The organism is Staphylococcus delphini, from assembly GCF_900636325.1.
Lineage (GTDB): Bacteria > Bacillota > Bacilli > Staphylococcales > Staphylococcaceae > Staphylococcus > Staphylococcus delphini.
Map to the genome: position 1 here is coordinate 1725780 of NZ_LR134263.1, position 17552 is coordinate 1743331.

Annotated in this window: 15 protein-coding genes; 1 reads left to right on the forward strand and 14 read right to left on the reverse strand. The window is 38.8% G+C overall.

The window, feature by feature from the left end; all coding sequences use genetic code 11:
• Positions 1-6: 6 nt before the first annotated feature.
• The 10 genes from mutS to EL101_RS08245 all read right to left on the reverse strand — a co-directional run bounded on the left by mutS (position 7) and on the right by EL101_RS08245 (position 12889).
• Positions 7-2604 carry a DNA mismatch repair protein MutS gene (gene mutS / locus EL101_RS08200; protein WP_096597856.1) on the reverse strand — a complete coding sequence of 866 codons (2598 nt, stop codon included), beginning with the start codon at positions 2602-2604 and terminating at the stop codon, positions 7-9.
• Positions 2605-3289: 685 nt separating this feature from the next.
• Entirely contained in the window at positions 3290-3799 is a 510-nt protein-coding gene (gene thiW, locus EL101_RS08205) for an energy coupling factor transporter S component ThiW (protein ID WP_096540871.1), read from the reverse strand.
• Between the two features lie 54 nt (positions 3800-3853).
• Positions 3854-4231 (reverse strand): YlbF family regulator, encoded by a 378-nt coding sequence (locus tag EL101_RS08210; protein WP_096554917.1) that lies wholly within the window; start codon positions 4229-4231, stop codon positions 3854-3856.
• Positions 4232-5782: a tRNA (N6-isopentenyl adenosine(37)-C2)-methylthiotransferase MiaB gene (gene miaB, locus EL101_RS08215; RefSeq protein ID WP_096597858.1), complete on the reverse strand. Its 1551-nt coding sequence runs from the start codon at positions 5780-5782 to the stop codon at positions 4232-4234.
• A gap of 103 nt (positions 5783-5885) precedes the next feature.
• On the reverse strand, positions 5886-6185 hold the full coding sequence (locus tag EL101_RS08220; protein WP_019165438.1) for a thiamine-binding protein: 300 nt from the start codon (positions 6183-6185) through the stop codon (positions 5886-5888).
• Positions 6186-6444: 259 nt separating this feature from the next.
• Positions 6445-7311: a 2-oxoacid:ferredoxin oxidoreductase subunit beta gene (locus tag EL101_RS08225; protein ID WP_019165439.1), complete on the reverse strand. Its 867-nt coding sequence runs from the start codon at positions 7309-7311 to the stop codon at positions 6445-6447.
• Positions 7312-9072 carry a 2-oxoacid:acceptor oxidoreductase subunit alpha gene (locus EL101_RS08230; RefSeq protein ID WP_096597860.1) on the reverse strand — a complete coding sequence of 587 codons (1761 nt, stop codon included), beginning with the start codon at positions 9070-9072 and terminating at the stop codon, positions 7312-7314.
• Between the two features lie 152 nt (positions 9073-9224).
• Positions 9225-10019, reverse strand: coding sequence for a TIGR00282 family metallophosphoesterase (locus EL101_RS08235; RefSeq protein WP_096540859.1), 795 nt, complete (start codon positions 10017-10019; stop codon positions 9225-9227).
• Positions 10020-10350: 331 nt separating this feature from the next.
• The gene (locus EL101_RS08240; protein WP_096597862.1) at positions 10351-12525 is read right to left on the reverse strand and encodes a heavy metal translocating P-type ATPase; all 2175 of its coding nucleotides are present in this window, start codon (positions 12523-12525) and stop codon (positions 10351-10353) included.
• Positions 12509-12889: an ArsR/SmtB family transcription factor gene (locus EL101_RS08245; protein ID WP_096597864.1), complete on the reverse strand. Its 381-nt coding sequence runs from the start codon at positions 12887-12889 to the stop codon at positions 12509-12511. The genes EL101_RS08240 and EL101_RS08245 overlap by 17 nt, the downstream gene beginning before the upstream one ends.
• A 197-nt stretch (positions 12890-13086) precedes the next feature.
• Between EL101_RS08245 and EL101_RS08250 the strand changes: the two genes are divergently transcribed.
• Entirely contained in the window at positions 13087-13305 is a 219-nt protein-coding gene (locus tag EL101_RS08250; protein ID WP_096540850.1) for a hypothetical protein, read from the forward strand.
• A 123-nt stretch (positions 13306-13428) separates the two neighbouring features.
• On the opposite strand, the gene rny is transcribed toward EL101_RS08250, so the two are convergent.
• From rny to cstR, 4 genes are all read right to left on the reverse strand, one after another.
• Complete coding sequence (rny, locus tag EL101_RS08255; RefSeq protein WP_019165445.1) at positions 13429-14988, reverse strand: ribonuclease Y; 1560 nt, start codon at positions 14986-14988, stop codon at positions 13429-13431.
• A gap of 227 nt (positions 14989-15215) precedes the next feature.
• A complete protein-coding gene (gene recA / locus EL101_RS08260) occupies positions 15216-16259 on the reverse strand; it encodes a recombinase RecA (protein WP_096597866.1) in 1044 nt (347 codons plus the stop codon).
• Between the two features lie 218 nt (positions 16260-16477).
• On the reverse strand, positions 16478-17242 hold the full coding sequence (locus EL101_RS08265) for a sulfite exporter TauE/SafE family protein (protein ID WP_096597868.1): 765 nt from the start codon (positions 17240-17242) through the stop codon (positions 16478-16480).
• Positions 17242-17502 carry a persulfide-sensing transcriptional repressor CstR gene (gene cstR, locus EL101_RS08270; RefSeq protein ID WP_096554933.1) on the reverse strand — a complete coding sequence of 87 codons (261 nt, stop codon included), beginning with the start codon at positions 17500-17502 and terminating at the stop codon, positions 17242-17244. The genes EL101_RS08265 and cstR overlap by 1 nt, the downstream gene beginning before the upstream one ends.
• Positions 17503-17552 lie beyond the last annotated feature (50 nt).

Below are 17552 nucleotides of genomic sequence, written 5' to 3' on the forward strand. Positions count from 1 at the left end.
CACCTTCTATTGTAATCTATTTTGGAGTTCGCTTAATTTCACTAATGCTTCAATCGGTGTCATTTGAGAAAGATTCATATGTTTAATTTCGAGCTCGATTTCACTTGCTTCAGCTTCAGACGTAAATAAATCAAATGTCGGCTGTTCAAATTGAGGCGTCTCTTCAGCAACTATCGACGCTTTCTTACCTGTTGGACTGACTGAAATGTGGTCCACGGTCGATGTGTACGTCACTTGTGCTTTCTCATGCGCTTCAAACGTATCCAAAATCACTTGTGCACGTGCAATGACTTGTTCTGGAAGGTCTGCCAGTTGCGCAACTTGAATACCGTAACTATTCGCAACTGCACCGTCTTTCACTTTATGCAAGAAAATGAGTTCACCTTGATATTCATCCGCCGCCACGTGTACATTTTTCAAGCTTGGCAAATGTTGTTCAAGCTCTGTCAATTCATGATAATGTGTTGAAAATAACGTCTTTGCTTGTGACGTTTCAGCAACATATTCAATCATTGCTTGTGCTAAAGCTAAGCCGTCATATGTCGAAGTACCCCGTCCGATTTCATCAAAAATGATTAAACTGTCAGCCGTCGCATATTTTAGTGCTTTTTGTGCTTCTAACATTTCGACCATGAACGTACTTTTACCAGATACTAAATCATCCGCCGCACCAATACGTGTAAAAATTTGATCGAAAATCGGTAATGTTGCGGATTGACACGGAACGAAAGCGCCCATCTGTGCCATAATACTAATAATCGCCACTTGACGCATATAGGTCGATTTACCTGACATATTCGGTCCAGTAATTAAATAAATGAACTGCTCTGTATTTAATAGACAATCATTCGGCACATAATCATTATAATCCATCACACGTTCAACAACCGGATGACGAGAATCGACTAAGTTTAACGTTTTATCTTCACTAAATTGTGGTCGCACATAATTATACTGTTGTGCAATTTCGGCAAAACTTTGTAAACAGTCAATTTCTGAAATGATTTTGGCTTGTTGTTGCAAACGCTCAATATACGTTTTCACCTGTTCACGTAACGCCACGAACAATTGATATTCGAGCTCAATTGCCTTATCTTGCGCACCGAGAATCATGGCTTCTTTTTCTTTCAATTCATCCGTAATAAAACGTTCTGCATTGGATAATGTTTGTTTTCGCTCATAACCAAATGCACTAGGATCGAATTGAGATAAATTGGCACGTGTAATTTCGATATAATAGCCAAAAACTTTATTAAAACTAATTTTTAAAGATTTAATGCCTGTGCGTTCACGTTCTTGTGCTTGCAATTGCGCCAACCACTGTTTCCCATTTTTCGAAGCATCCAAGTACTGATCCAACTCTTCATTAAACCCTGATTTAAACAAGCCGCCTTCTTTCACTGAGAGCGGTGGTTCATCGACAAGACTATCCGACAACACTTGCAGTAAGTCATCTAACGGTTCTAAAGCATTAAAGTGAGCAATGGCTTCATGTTCAATCGATTGCAATAACGCTTTAATCGCAGGAATTTGTGCAATAGAATGTTTGAGTTGCACTAAATCTTTCGCGTTGACATTCCCAAAGCTGACACGTCCGACGAGTCTTTCAATGTCGTATACTTCCGTTAAATAGTCACGTAACGTATCCCGCTCAATGAAATAATGTAAAAATTGATCGACGGCATCATGACGTTTCGCAATTTCAGTTTGTTGAATAAGCGGACGATCAATCCACTGTTTCAACCTTCTTGCGCCCATCGGTGTTTTCGTCTTGTCCATTAACCAAAGTAACGTTCCTTTTTTCGACTTCAAACGAATACTTTCTGTTAACTCAAGATTACGTTTCGCATAGTAATCCATTTTCATATAATCGAGTGCCTTGTATTCAATAGCCGCTTCAATATGAGACATATCTCTTTTTTGCGTATCATAAATATAATCTAACACAATTTGTACCGCTTGATGCATTAAAGGATGTGACAAACTGTTCACTGAATAATTTTGATCTGACACTTGTTCAACGACAGTAATCGTTTCTGTGATCATATTCAGTTGACGTTGTAGCGCTTCTGATAATGGTTCAGTCACGACAATTTCATTTGGGCGAATCGTCGTAATTTCATTAATGAGCGTACTTTCATCTTCAAAATGTGTCACCTTTAATTCTCCTGTAGACACATCACAATAGCTTAGTGCATAATCATCCGCCTTTACAAAACTTAAAATATAGTTATTTTGTGTATCATCTACGCCACCTTTTTCCATCACCGTACCTGGCGTAATGACGCGCACAACTTCACGTTTTACCATCCCTTTCACTTGGCGCGGATCTTCCATTTGTTCACAAATCGCAACTTTATAACCATTTTGAATTAACGTTTCAATATAACTATCTGCAGAATGATAAGGCACACCCGCCATTGGAATCGGATTATCCTTTTTAGCGTCGCGCTTCGTCAATGTAATTTCAAGCACACGAGACGCCGTAATCGCATCGTCATAAAACATCTCATAAAAATCACCAAGTCTAAAAAACAGTAAAGCATCTTGATGTTGTGCTTTAATACTCAAGTATTGCTTCATCATTGGCGTGACATTTGACATATATTTCTCACATTCCTTTATTTGAGTTTATGTATTACTGTGCTACAAAAGCAGCTCTCTATGTATAAATATTAATAACTATCATGAAAAATCGTGTATTTCATCAAAAAACAATGGATGTATAGCCGTGCTAAACTATTAAATCACTATTGAAAAATCCAGCACTTCTTATTTTTGTCCCATCCAAAATCACTCTCAGACTTTAGCTTATCATTTGATTGGTGGAATCACACAAGTTTGCAAGAATCTTCCGAGACTCCTGAGGGCATAGCGTTACAACCTTATCATCGTCTCTTCATTTTTTCAGTGGTGCCCGTTTAACGCAGTAGCTGTCTGACTTCTCAATGCCTATGCTTTTGAGAAGTCGAGTCAGCCTTGCGGGGGCAGTACGACGAAATCTTTGTTGCACATCAGATTTCTGTACTGCTCCCGAAAATCCACCAACGCTTCCACCAATGTAACAGTTCAATCGAAGCGTTGGTTAGTTGAAGGGGTCAGCCCCTAGGAACGCGAGGAACGATTCTGCAAACTGTAAAATTGCAAACCAAAAACAATCTTCCAAATAAAATTAAGCATAAAAGGCTGAGAGTATAAACGCGTTGTTTAAGCCCCCAGCCCCTCATCTTTCATGTGTTCTGCTTCTAAGTCAATCCTACCCAAACACACTGCTTTCATTGTTCAATTGTTATTTTCGATACTTTCGATTTAAATCTAAATGCTTTAATACACCTCGTCGTTTCAACAAAATGAGCAACGCGTAACTCACGGATGCACCAATCATGCTTGAAACGATAAACGCCGCCATTAAAGGTTTAATTAAAAAGTGATCGACATTTAAAATCCAAGCGAGTGGAATACATACTAAACTGCCAATAATCCCCGTGCCAATCACTTCACCAATTGCGGCAACAAACAGGTGGCGGTTCACATAGTAAAATAAACTGCCGAGTAAGACGCCAATCATGCTTCCTGGAAAGGCAAACGGCGTCCCCGTACCAAACATCACGCGTATACTCGATGATAAAAATGCTTGCGCGAGTCCATACCATGGTCCAAGAATAACGACGCTGAGTACATTCACGAAATGTTGTACAGGTGCTGCTTTGATCGCCCCTAATGGTATGACAATCACTGTACTTAATACAACATTGACTGCAATAAAGAGAGCGGTCAGTGTTAGTTTACGTGTGTTCAAACTTATCACTCTCCGAAAGAGCTGAGGGCAATTCAACCACTGTATCTCCTTATATCATTCGTGCGTTTGATCGTCCTCAGCCTCGATGTTTTCTTGTTCAATTCTAGCTGATAAAGTCCCAATGATCACGTGCAACAGGTCGTTCGCTTCTTGTTGTGCCGTTTTAAATTCATTTACAATTGGGATTTCATCAATTTTGGTTTGTATTTCTTCAATTTTTTCTTCAGAGCGCGCAAATGCGACAGGTTTATCGTAATTTTGTAGATTAACGGATTGCTTTTGATTTTGCTTTAACTCTGCCATGTATTGCGAAATTTGCTCATTTTGATGAATCTGTGTTTCGATACGTTGGTAATGTTGTATCGTTTCTAATGATTGAATGGATGCACTTAACTTTTGAGCCGCTTCCAAAATCATCTCACGTGAATACATTTACACCGTCACCATCGTTGGTTCACTCACACCTACAAATTCACCATTTAATGAATATTGTTTCGCTTCAACAATTTTAACATCTACAATTTTACCGATAACAGATTTTGGCGCACGGAAGTTGACTAATTTGTTCTTTTCAGTATAACCCGCTAAAACTTCATCATCTTTCTTACTTGCACCTTCACATAATACGCGAACTGTTTCGCCTTCATACGCTTTTAACGCGCGGGATGAATATTCACCGACAAGACGATTCAAACGCTGTAAACGCTCTTTCTTCACGTCAGTCGGTACATTGTCTTTCATTTTAGCAGCAGGTGTACCGTCACGTTGCGAATAAAGATACGTATAAGCATGTTCGAAACCGACTGCTTCATATAAAGATAACGTTTCTTCAAATTGTGCTTCTGTTTCATTCGGATAACCTACAATGATGTCTGTTGTTAACGCAACATCTGGCATTGCTGCTTTAATACGCGCTACGAGATCAAGATAGCTTTCACGCGTGTATTTACGCCCCATAATTTTCAACACTTGGTCATTACCTGATTGCACCGGCAAGTGAATGTGCGGCACAATATTACCACCTTCAGCAATGACTTCAATCATACGGTCTGTAAAGTCCCATGGATGGCTTGTCGTAAAACGAACACGTGGAATATCAATTTTTGAAATGTCCGCCAATAAATCCCCTAAACCATACTCAAGATCTTCTATGTCTTTTCCGTATGCATTTACGTTTTGGCCGAGCAATGTAATTTCTTGATAACCTTGACGCGCTAAATCACGCACTTCTTCAATAATATCTTCTGGGCGGCGACTACGCTCTTTACCACGTGTGAACGGCACAATACAATATGTACAAAACTTGTCGCAACCGTACATAATGTTCACCCATGCTTTAATACGGCCTTCACGCACTTTAGGCAAGTTTTCAATAACATCGCCTTCTTTAGACCATACTTCTACCACCATGGCTTTAGATAAATATGCTTCTTCTAAAATTTGTGGTAAGCGGTGAATATTATGTGTACCAAAAATCATATCGACATTTTGGTATGATTTTAAAATTTTATTCACAACGGATTCTTCTTGTGACATACATCCACAAACGCCAATTAAGCAATCTGGGCGCTCTTGCTTAATATGTTTTAAGTTCCCAATCTCACCAAATACTTTATTTTCCGCATTTTCACGAATGGCACACGTATTTAATAAAATGACGTCCGCTGTATTCACATCTTCAGTCGGCGTATAACCTAAAGCTGTCAAAATCCCTGCCATAACTTCTGTATCATGCGCATTCATTTGGCAACCATATGTTTTAATTAAAAATGTACGACCTTTCCCCATACCGCGAAATTTTTCATCAATTTGGAAATCACGGTTATATTGCACAGTTTCTTTCCCACGTTTTTTCGCATCTTTAAGACTGGGTGGTTGATAAACGTGTTCAAAATTAAAATATTTACTATAATCTTTTTCTTCTTTGCTGTCACGTTGCGCTAAGACATCAATCGTGCCAGCTTTTCTTTGTTCTTCATTCACATGCAAAACCCTTTCTGCCCATATATCATTAGTTCATTATATTAAAAATCTAGGGAAAGTGCAAAATGATATCTTCTGAATTCAAATGAAGTTGTGCAATTGATTAAGCCATTTCGTCATACTTGCCCGTTAACGTTTCAATACTGATGCCTTCAGTCACATGATAAAACTTCACTTGGCTAATAATGCTGGGTGATTCAAGTTCAACCATACGCTCGTTCATTTTTTGAATTAAAATCAGCAAACTACTCATATCCCCTTCAATCGTCGTTTCTAATGGTCCGACACGGTAGTTTAACCCTGACTCGTCTATCACTTTGATGGCTTCATCTACAAAAGGAATCACATCTTCTCCATGAGGTGTTTGTGGGATAATTTGAATGCTCATTAACGTATCTATCATATGAAAACCTCCTTAATACATTTTATTATGACTTTGATTGTATAACGTTGCAAAAATAAAGTGCTTTCAGTCATTGAATTTGTATTTTTCATTTGAACTGACTTCTATTTTTAAGCTACGAACAGACTACAACTTCCTTCACTTATACATAAAGGCCAAAACTGACGCAAAAAATAAGACTAGGCGCATGTGCAATCCTAGTCTTATTATCAGTCCGATATTTAGTGTACGTGAATACGCTTAAGCATTTGCTACTTTTTTATACAAATTGTTTTGTAAATGACTCAAACTGTTCTTCTGTTAAATTCAAGTCTTGATGTGCTAAAGGCGTTTCTGCTAAGCCGTCAATTTGCGATTCATATGAAGGTGTTGTCGTATCTTGGTACACAATCCCTTTCACTAATGAATCGTGTTCGAGCACGGTTTGTAATGCAGCTTGTTTATTGCTGACGTCATAATTTTCAATATCATCAATAGCAGTTAAATTCTCTTTGAACCAGTCATACGTATTAATTTTATTGTACGTCACACATGGTGAAAAGACGTTGACGAATGAAAAACCATCATGATTAATTGCGTCTTCAATCATTTTCGTTAACGCTTTAATATCACTTGAGAAACCTTGCGCAACGAATGTCGCCCCAGACGATAATGCCAACTCTAAAGGCGCCACGTTTTGTTCAATGTTGCCTTTAGGTGTGGTTTTAGTCACAAATCCTGGCGCTGATGAAGGTGATGTTTGTCCTTTAGTCAGTCCGTAGATTTGGTTATCCATCACGATGTAAGTGATATTCATATTTCGACGTAACGCATGAATCGTATGCCCCATACCGATAGCGTAACCATCACCGTCACCACCAGAAGCGATAACAGTAAGGTCACGGTTAGCCATTTTGACACCTTGTGCGAGTGGTAATGCACGCCCATGAATGGAATGGACACCGTAAGAGTTCACATAGCCTGATAGACGTCCTGAACAACCAATTCCTGTAATGAGTGCCACTTCATCTGGTTCTAATCCAACGTTTGCTGCTGCTTTTTGGATAGCCGCTTGTACTGAGAAGTCGCCACAGCCCGGACACCAATTGGGTTTCACATTATTTCTAAAATCTTTAAATGTAGCCAATTACACTCTCTCCTTTAATGCATTCAAAATTTCTAAACCTTTATCCTCAATTTCGTGTGGTAAAAATGGTGTGCCGTCGTATTTTGTTTGTTTGACGAGTTTGTCACCTAAGTTCACGTTCATTTTAATAATATTTGCGAGTTGACCTTGATAGTTATGTTCAACAACAACGACTTTTTCCGCTTTATCCACAGCGTCTTGAATGACTTCTGTTGGGAAAGGATGTAATTGTCGAATTTGTAAATGGTTAATGCGGTGGCCTTGTTGTTCTAAACGTGATGCCCCTTCTTGGATCGCACCTTTTGTTGAAATAAATCCAAGGTATAAAATATCTGCATCGTCATGTGTCGCTGTACCTTCTACCGGTTTTGGAATGACTAATTTTTCTGTTTTGCGCATACGTTTATCCATTTGATTTTGACGATTTTCTGCTGCTTCACTCGGCTTACCTTCTTCGTTATGCTCAACACCTGTCACGTGGTGAATGCCGCCTTTAACGCCTGGAATTGGACGGGGTGACACGCCAGATTCTGTAACCGCATAACGTTTGAAGTAGTCTTTGTCGTCTTCATCTCTTTCAATATCTTCCGTAATCGTTGCGCCTCGACGAATTTCAATTTTCGAATGATCGAGTGCTTTCACCGTTTGCTTACCTAATGACAATTGTAAGTCACTTAATAAGATGACTGGACATTGATATTCTTCAGCTAAGTTAAATGCCTCTACCGTTAAGTAAAATGCGTCTTCTGCATCTGTCGGGGCAAGCACAATTTTCGGAATATCACCGTGTGTACCGTAAATCATTTGCATTAAGTCGGATTGTTCTTGCTTTGTCGGTAAACCTGTTGATGGACCCCCACGTTGCGTATTAACAACTACGAATGGTGTTTCAGTCATCCCTGATAAACCAATTGCTTCCATCATTAATGATAAACCTGGACCCGCTGATGCTGTGAAGGCACGTACGCCCCCGTAGTTTGCACCAATCGCCATCGTTGCAGCAGCAATTTCATCTTCGGTTTGAATAACTGAACCGCCCACTTTAGGTAAATTGTCGATCATATACTCCATTACTTCTGAAGCGGGTGTGATAGGATAGGCTGCCATAAATCTTGAGCCCGCTGAAATAGCACCTAAACCAATCGCATCATTCCCAATCATATAGAGGTGAGGTACGCCGCTACTTTCTTCTAATTCAAAGTCTCCGTTCACTTCACCCATTTGTTCGTGCATTAAACGATAGCCTTCATTTAACGCTTGAATATTTAAGTCGACTACTTTTTCGCCTTTTTTCTCGAACATATTCGTAATTAAAGCTTCAAAAGTATCCGTATTCAAGTGCATTAATGCTGCAGTTGCACCAATTGCTACCATGTTTTTCATTAAAGTCGTCCCTAATTCTTTAGCTACTTCTGTAAAGGGTAGGACGATAAGTTGCGCCTTACTATCTTCAGGCTTCTCTGGTTTTGCCTTACTATCTGCTAAAATGACGCTATCTTCACGCATTTCGTGATGGTTCAACACAATCGTTTCTTGGTCGAACGCTACCAGAATATCTAAATCATCACTAATGGCATGCACAGGTGTTGTCGAAACACGGATTTTATTATTAGTATGACCACCTTTAATACGGCTAGAAAAATGACGATAACCGTATAAATAATAGCCTTTGCGGTTCATAGCAGTAGCGAAAATTTCACCCGTTGATTCGATACCTTCGCCTTGCTGACCTCCCACTTTCCATGATAATTGAGATTTCATAGATTTAGCCTCCTACACGTTTGAATTCACTCAATATTTTATCAAAATAACCCACCATTTGCTCTACAAAATAGTGGGTTTGAAAAAAATTCATACTAATGGCGGATAGGGATATATCACAATTCAGCCACTTTTTGAACGAATTGTTATGATTATGCTTCAAATGGATGATCTTCATTAATTAAAATACGTTCAATTTTCTTCGCTGTGCCATCTTCTTTTAAATCAATAATGACACCTGACAATACGCTTCGTCCTTCATCCGGCACGACATGGCGTTGCGGTAAACTCGTAATAAAACGCTTAATGACTTCATCGCGGTTAATACCTAATATACCGTCGTAATAGCCTGTCATCCCGACATCTGTAATATATGCCGTTCCTTGTGGCAAAATACGATTGTCTGACGTTTGAATATGGGTATGCGTGCCTACAATTGCACTGACACGCCCATCTAAATACCACGCCATTGCATTTTTTTCCGAAGTCGTCTCAGCATGAAAATCGACAAAAATATAATCCGCTTCTTTTTCAGCTTCTGCAATCAGTTGATCTGCTTTTTTAAATGGATCGTCAATCATCGGCATAAAACTACGCCCTTGCAAGTTGATCACTGCCAATTTTTTAGCGTTAAGTTGCAAGATACGCATCCCAACGCCTGGTGCTTCATCTGGGAAATTGGCTGGTCGCACAAGACGTGTCGCCTCATGGATAAAATCATAAATTTCACGTTGTCCATACGTGTGATTGCCCATCGTCATAAAATCGACACCTTCACGTAACAACTGCTTATATATTTTTTCAGTTAACCCTTTGCCGTGTGCTGCGTTTTCAGCATTCACAATCGTTAACGTCGGACGATAATGTTGTTTAAGTTTCGGCAACAGTTCTGAAATTGTTTGCCGGCCGACTTTCCCAACAATATCACCAATAAATAAAATCCTCATATTTTCCGTCCTCTCTAATGCCCTAATTGCTATTTTATATCATTTGTTAAAATAACAACCTTTTCATTGGGGCGCTGCAAAAACATTTTCAAAGGGACGTCTCTCAAACATTGTTGTCATGGCACGTCCCTTGTTCATCGTCATGTTCGAACTGTTTGACATCACGATGTTACATGTATGTTGATACGTTTTATTGTACCGTTCTCACCATCGATGTCAATGTATGTGCGAAAAAATGTCGTCGCAAGTGGACTCGAATTTCTTTATCATATTTCATCAAAGCTAAGTTAACTCCATTTTTGAAAATTTATAGTCAATACGGCTGTATCATTTATTCCGTCGTCACCTCAGGATCATCTGCTTTAACATACAGGAGACGAATCGCATTTAAAGCGACAATCAACGTGGCCCCCATATCAGAAAATACAGCTATCCACAACGTCAACCAACCTGGAATGACAAGTAACAACGCTAATAATTTAATCGCAATTGCAAACGTAATATTCGCCTTAATTATACGCATTGTTTTTTGACTCAAACGATATGTAAAAGGTAATTTCGACATATCGTCACTGAGGAGTGCAATATCTGCCGTTTCAAGTGCGGTATCTGTACTCGCACCACCCATCGCAATACCTACTGATGCGCTCGCCAGTGCTGGTGCATCATTCACCCCGTCACCGACCATCGCAACTGTCCCATATTGCTGCTTAAGTTGTTCAATTTCATTTAATTTATCGACAGGCATCAAATCCGCTTTAACATCTGTCATGTGAAGTCTTTGGGCGATCGCTCGTGCTGTTTTCTCATTGTCTCCTGTCAACATAACGGTATGTTGAATACCAAGTTCACGAAGCGCCTGTATCGCTTTTTGAGACTGTTCACGCACTTCATCCCGCACAGCAATTAACATGCGTAACACATCGTCCACTGATACGAGAATAATCGTATTTCCTTGCTCTTGTAATTGTTGAATTTGCGTTGTTATCGTCGGTTGCGCCACTTTAAACATTTGCGGTTGTCCAATGATGAATTGACGCCCTGCAACGTTTGCCGTCACCCCTTGGCCTGTTTTTGAATGGAAATCTGTTACATCATATTGGTCAACATGGTGATGATTTGTTTCGGCATAGCGTACAATTGCCCGTGCTAGCGGATGATCCGAACGACTTTCAATGGCTGCAATTTGTCCAATCAGGTCGGTGTCATCACACATCTCTGTTAAAGGCAGGACAGTGGTCACTTCAGGTTGTCCCATCGTTAGTGTCCCAGTTTTATCAAAAGCAAACGCACGAATACGACTGATTTGTTCTAGGTGAATGCCCCCTTTAATGAGCACACCATTTTTCGCTGCATTACCAATACTCGATACGATAGAAATTGGAGTTGCAATGACTAACGCACAGGGACAGCCTACAACGAGCACGGCCAAACCTTGATAAACCCACGTTAAAAATGATTGATGTAACACGACTGGTGGCACAATCGCAACGAGTAACGCGATAACTATAATGGCAGGGGTATAATAGCGCGCGAATTTTTCAATAAATGCTTGTGCCGGTGTTTGATTTAATTGGGCTTCTTCAACGAGTTGAATCATTTTGGCTAATGTCGTATGCGCTGCTGTTTTCGTGACACGCACTTCAAGGACGCCATCTTCATTCAATGTCCCTGCAAAAACTTCTGCATCTTCCACTTTTTCAACCGGCATCGACTCACCGGTAATCGCGGCTTGATTCACTGCAGCGCGCCCCGAAACGACAACACCATCTAACGCAATTTTTTGTCCCGGTTTAATATATAACGTTTCACCGATTACAATGTCATCCACAGGCACCTTGATATGTTGGCCGTCTCGTAAAACTGTTGCTTCATCTGGCGCAATGTCCATTAAAGACTGCATCGACTGACGTGCTTTGTCCATAGAAAATGTTTCAAGCGCTTCACTCATCGCAAATAAAATGACCACGGCTGCGACTTCTCCCCATTGACCAATGATTGCGCCGCCGATAACCGCAATCGTCATCAATGTGTGCATATCAAATTCGGCATGCACTAAATTTTTAACGCCTCGGATGAGTAGCGCACTTCCACTTAATAGTATCGAACAAGCGAATAGTAAAATCGTCATCATATGGCTTTCGCCGCTCATCAAATGTGAAATGTAACCGAGCAGCATGAACAACGTCGCCACACATATAGACTGATGTGCTTTATAAAACTGTTTCGCCTTATCCAACCAAGATGTCGGTTGCGCGGTTATGCTTTGGTCAGTATTTGTACTCCCCTTTTTCCCCTCATCTAACGTCAATTTTAAATTTTCAAATGCGCCCGCCCCTTCTAATTCTTCCATAGTAGGGGCGCCCGTCACATAAATTTTTGAAGCACCAAAATTGACTTGTGCCTCATCAACTGACGCAAGACCGCGGACATTCCTTTCAAATTTCCCAGCACAATTGGCGCATGATAAACCTTCTATTCTGTATGTTTTACGACTTTGAATCATCTTCATCCACTTCTTTCTTATGTTCAATAGATATCATCATCAATTGTCGAATATGTTCATCATACAAACGATAAAATGCACGTTTACCCGATTTGCGAAATGTCACAATGCCATTTTTATAAAGAGATCTCAAGTGGTGAGACGCATTCGCCACGGTTACATTTAAAATTTCCGCAATATCACAAACACACAATTCATCATGGTGGCAAAGTGCGAGCACGATTTTAGAACGGTTAATGTCGGCAATACTCTTAAACATTTGACTCACCTGTTCAATATTCGAAGCAGCAAGCTCCTCTTTTGACTGTTGTACAGCTTCAACGTCAATACTAAACGTATCACAAGTTACAATTTTTTGAGTCATAACATCTTCATATCCTTTTATATATTATTTTTATATTAAAATTATAACTTCTTTTCACAGAACATTCAAGCGTTCATTTGAATGAAAAGGATGATTAATTTGTTACGAAGAGGGTAATGCACTTTTAGGAAGACTTATGGTTCAATTCAATCATAAGTAATGTATAAGACAAAAAACTAGGAGATGTTTTTTAATTTATGTCAATTCATATTGATCCAGAAAAATTTGCAGAACTTGTAGTGAGCGCAAATCCGTCTAAAAAGTTAAAACCTGAAGAAATCGCAAAAGAAAGTATTGATTTGTACATTCACGCCTATCGTATGGCTGAACGCTACACGAATATTTCTTCAAATTGCTATGATACCGCAAGTGCATTGGAAGAATTGAAAGAGACAGAATTAAACCTTTATAGATAAGACATCGTATGCTATTGAAATGACCCTTAAATATTAAAAACAACATGTCTTTAAAGCATAGAAAAAAAGCAAGTTTCTTTATACCCTTTAATAAAGAAACTTGCTTTTCCTTTTCATACGCAATTATTTCGCATATTCAATTGCTCTCGTCTCACGAACGACTGTCACTTTGATATGACCCGGATATTGCAGTTCACCTTCAATTTGATTTTTAATATCTCGCGCTAATCGGTGAGATTTTAAGTCATCAATCGTATCAGGTTCTACAATAACACGAATTTCTCGACCTGCTTGAATCGCAAAGGCCTTTTCAACACCTTCATAATTCTCAGAGATTTCTTCTAAACGCTCTAAACGCTTGATGTAGTTCTCTAATGTTTCTTTTCTTGCCCCTGGTCTTGCAGCAGATAATGCATCAGCTGCAGCAACTAAAATTGAGATGATAGAAGTTGGCTCCACATCGCCATGATGCGAGTGTATCGCATTAATCACTGTTTCAGGTTCGCCATATTTTTTAGCTAACTCCACACCGATTTCTACGTGACTGCCTTCCACTTCATGGTCAATGGCCTTACCAATATCATGTAATAAACCTGCACGTTTCGCTAATGTCACATCTTCATTCAGTTCTGCAGCAAGCATACCTGACAGATGCGCAACTTCAATAGAATGTTTCAATACATTTTGACCGTAACTTGTACGGTAATGCATACGACCTAATATTTTAATTAAATCTGGATGCATATTATGAACATTTAATTCGAATGTTGCATGTTCACCAGCGTCACGAATAATTTCGTCTACTTCACGTCTTGATTTTTCAACCATATCTTCTATGCGTCCAGGATGAATACGCCCATCTGACACGAGATTAATTAATGCTGTTTTCGCAATTTCTCGACGAATCGGATCAAAACCTGATAAAATAACTGCTTCTGGCGTATCATCAATAATTAAATCAATACCTGTAAGCGTTTCTAATGTACGAATATTTCGACCTTCACGACCGATAATTCGACCTTTCATTTCATCATTAGGCAAGTTTACAACTGAAACTGTTGATTCAGAAGTATGATCTGCAGCAAAACGTTGCACTACTGTAGCGAGCAACTCTTTAGCATTTTGGTTTACTTTTTCTTTTGCTTCATTTTCTTTTTCTTTAACAAGTACTGCAATATCTTGTGACAACTCATCTTCTACACGTGATAATTGTTCTTTACGTGCTTCTTCTTGTGTGAGACCGGAGATGCGTTCTAGTTCTTGTTCGTGCTTCATTATTATCGATTGAACACTACTCTCTTTTGCATCTACTTGTTGTTGTCTTTCTTCAAGTTTAGATTCTTTTTGCTCTAAAATCTCATCCTTCTTATCGAGTAGATCAGATTTTCGCTCCAAGTTTTCCTCTTTTTGAAGAAGTCGGGATTCTTGCCTTTGAAGCTCAGTACGTCGTTCTCTAAGTTCGTTTTCAGCACGTTCTCGGAGAATTTGGTTTTCTTCTTTCGCTTCGATTAACTTCTCTTTTTTAAGGTTTTCTGCTTCTTTGTTTGCTTGTTCAAGAATATCTTTCGCAGTTTGCTTGGCTTGCAACTGCTTTTGGTAAATCAAGTTTTGGGCGATAAAATACCCTACAACAACTCCTAGAATGATACCCAGCAAAATGAGTAAGAGGCTTAATAAATTCACACAAACACCCCCTTTTTCTAGGATTTCGTTCTGTATGTTAATAAATCTATATGATTATATGGATAAAAATAAGAATCATACAAGTTCAATTGTACGTTTTGAACAACGAAAAATCAAGGTTTCTGTCGTGATTACAAATAAAAAGCGATGAACACAGAATATATGTATCCTGTACACACCGCTTTTTATATTGAACACAGTACTTTTCAAATGAACTTTAGACGGGGTTATTCATCGAAAAGCGTTTGTGTTTCTTCTTGTTCAGCCTCTTCCACGTCACCATCAAAAATACCAAGTTTTTCGCGTAATTTACGGTCGATTTCATCTTCAAGTTTAGGGTTTTCTAATAAAAATTGTTTAACGTTTTCTTTACCTTGCCCCATACGCTCACCATTGTATGAATACCATGCACCTGACTTGTCTACAATTTCATATTGAACACCTAAGTCGATAAGCTCACCTTGACGTGAAATCCCTTTACCATACATGATATCAACTTCTGCCACTTTGAATGGTGGTGCGACTTTGTTTTTAACGACTTTGATTTTAGTACGGTTACCGACGATATCTTGACCTTGTTTTAATTGCTCGGCACGACGCACTTCTAAACGAACTGAGCTGTAGAATTTTAATGCGCGCCCACCTGGTGTCGTTTCAGGGTTACCGAACATCACGCCTACCTTTTCACGGATTTGGTTAATAAAGATAGCTGTCGTTTTTGATTTTGAAATCGCTGCAGATAATTTGCGTAATGCTTGAGACATGAGACGCGCCTGTAAGCCAACGTGTGTATCACCCATCTCGCCTTCGATTTCTGCTTTAGGTGTCAATGCCGCAACTGAGTCGACAATGATAATATCCACTGCGCCACTTCTGACAAACGCCTCTGCAATTTCAAGCCCTTGTTCACCGTGGTCTGGTTGTGAAAGGTATAAGTTATCAATATCTACACCTAATGCTTCAGCGTAAACTGGATCGAGTGCGTGTTCGGCATCAATAAATGCAGCAATACCGCCATTTTTTTGTACTTCAGCAATGGCATGTAAAGCAACTGTAGTTTTACCAGAACTTTCGGGGCCATAAACTTCGATGATACGACCTTTAGGATAGCCGCCAACCCCTAATGCATGGTCTAGTGTTACCGAACCACTTGAAACACTTGAAACACGGCGATCTTTATTCTCACCCAGTTTCATTACGGCACCTTTACCAAATGATTTTTCCATATTTTTAATTACTGTATCTAGCGCTTTTTGACGTTCATTATCCAATTTAGGACCCCCTACTTGATCGAAATTTCCTTTTAATTTAATTCTACTATACATGGTATTAAATCAAATTACAAGTGTTTTGCGAATGTTTGTTCGTTATTTTTGAAGTGCAATTTCTCCAAAACAGAACGCATGTGCTTATATTTATTAAATAATCGTTGGCTTAATAGAGAGGAATTGATATTTTTATTCTCTATAACAATCAATTTATAAATTTTCTAAGTACCAAAAAAGACAATTTGGATAATTGCTACTATGATTAAAATACTAATAATCCATTTTTGAATAACGTCAGGCACTTTTTTACTCAGTTTTAAACCTAAAGGCGCAAAGATAATACTTCCTATAATGAGAAATAAAGCATCTACAATAGGAACATAGTTTTGTATCAACTTTACAATAAAGGTTCCAATTGAAGATACAAATGCGATGACGATACTGTTTGCGACTACCGTGTTCATTGGTAATTTAAATACCACTAGTAGTATAGGAATAATAATAAAAGCCCCCCCTGCGCCAACGATACCTGAAATCACTCCAACGATTAAACCAATTATAGATATTAAAAGCCTATTAAATGAGGATTGGGCTGAATCGGATTTCACTCTAACAAACATTAATATTAAAGCAACTATGGCAATCAAGATATATATCGTGTTGACGAAAGTTGCATTTAATAAATTTGCGAGAAATGCCCCGAACATACTCCCAATCACCATTGATCCACCCATGTAAAAAACTAATCGCAGTGAAAATTCCGGTTTTTTTCTTGCTTTCAAAGAACCGCTTAAAGTACTAAAAAACACTTGGCTTGAGGTGAGCCCTGAGGCTAGATAGGCACTATAAGCTGGAGCGCCTAATATAGGAGGAATGAGAAGAATAGCAGGATAAATAATAATCGCCCCACCTATTCCAACTAATCCGGATATCAATCCACCAAAACTTCCAATAAGCAACATGATGATTATAATTGAAATATCCATTATTTACTTTTCACCAATAAGTTAACGGCTTCATTTATAATTTCTTGAGAATCTTCGTTGTTTTCATCAGCTAATTTTACACATTCAACTAAATTTTCGCTAATGATGATCCCCATTAATCGTTGTAAGGAACTCTTTGAAGCACTCAGTTGGGTGACAACATCTTTACAATGTTTTTCTTCTTCCATCATTTTAATAACACCATTCAGCTGCCCTTGTACTCTCTTAATACGATTAATCATCTTTTTATCATAATTCATAGTTTTTTCCTCCGATTTTTAATGAATAAAATTATCTTAATAGAAATCAA

Bases quoted from the DNA above. Each gene is read 5' to 3' on its own strand.
- mutS (WP_096597856.1), bottom strand. From the start codon at position 2,604: ATGTCAAATGTCACGCCAATGATGAAGCAATACTTGAGTATTAAAGCA.
- EL101_RS08210 (WP_096554917.1), bottom strand. From the start codon at position 4,231: ATGTATTCACGTGAGATGATTTTGGAAGCGGCTCAAAAGTTAAGTGCA.
- EL101_RS08220 (WP_019165438.1), bottom strand. From the start codon at position 6,185: ATGATAGATACGTTAATGAGCATTCAAATTATCCCACAAACACCTCAT.
- EL101_RS08230 (WP_096597860.1), bottom strand. From the start codon at position 9,072: ATGAAATCTCAATTATCATGGAAAGTGGGAGGTCAGCAAGGCGAAGGT.
- EL101_RS08235 (WP_096540859.1), bottom strand. From the start codon at position 10,019: ATGAGGATTTTATTTATTGGTGATATTGTTGGGAAAGTCGGCCGGCAA.
- EL101_RS08240 (WP_096597862.1), bottom strand. From the start codon at position 12,525: ATGATTCAAAGTCGTAAAACATACAGAATAGAAGGTTTATCATGCGCC.
- EL101_RS08245 (WP_096597864.1), bottom strand. From the start codon at position 12,889: ATGACTCAAAAAATTGTAACTTGTGATACGTTTAGTATTGACGTTGAA.
- EL101_RS08250 (WP_096540850.1), top strand. From the start codon at position 13,087: ATGTCAATTCATATTGATCCAGAAAAATTTGCAGAACTTGTAGTGAGC.
- EL101_RS08265 (WP_096597868.1), bottom strand. From the start codon at position 17,242: ATGGATATTTCAATTATAATCATCATGTTGCTTATTGGAAGTTTTGGT.
- cstR (WP_096554933.1), bottom strand. From the start codon at position 17,502: ATGAATTATGATAAAAAGATGATTAATCGTATTAAGAGAGTACAAGGG.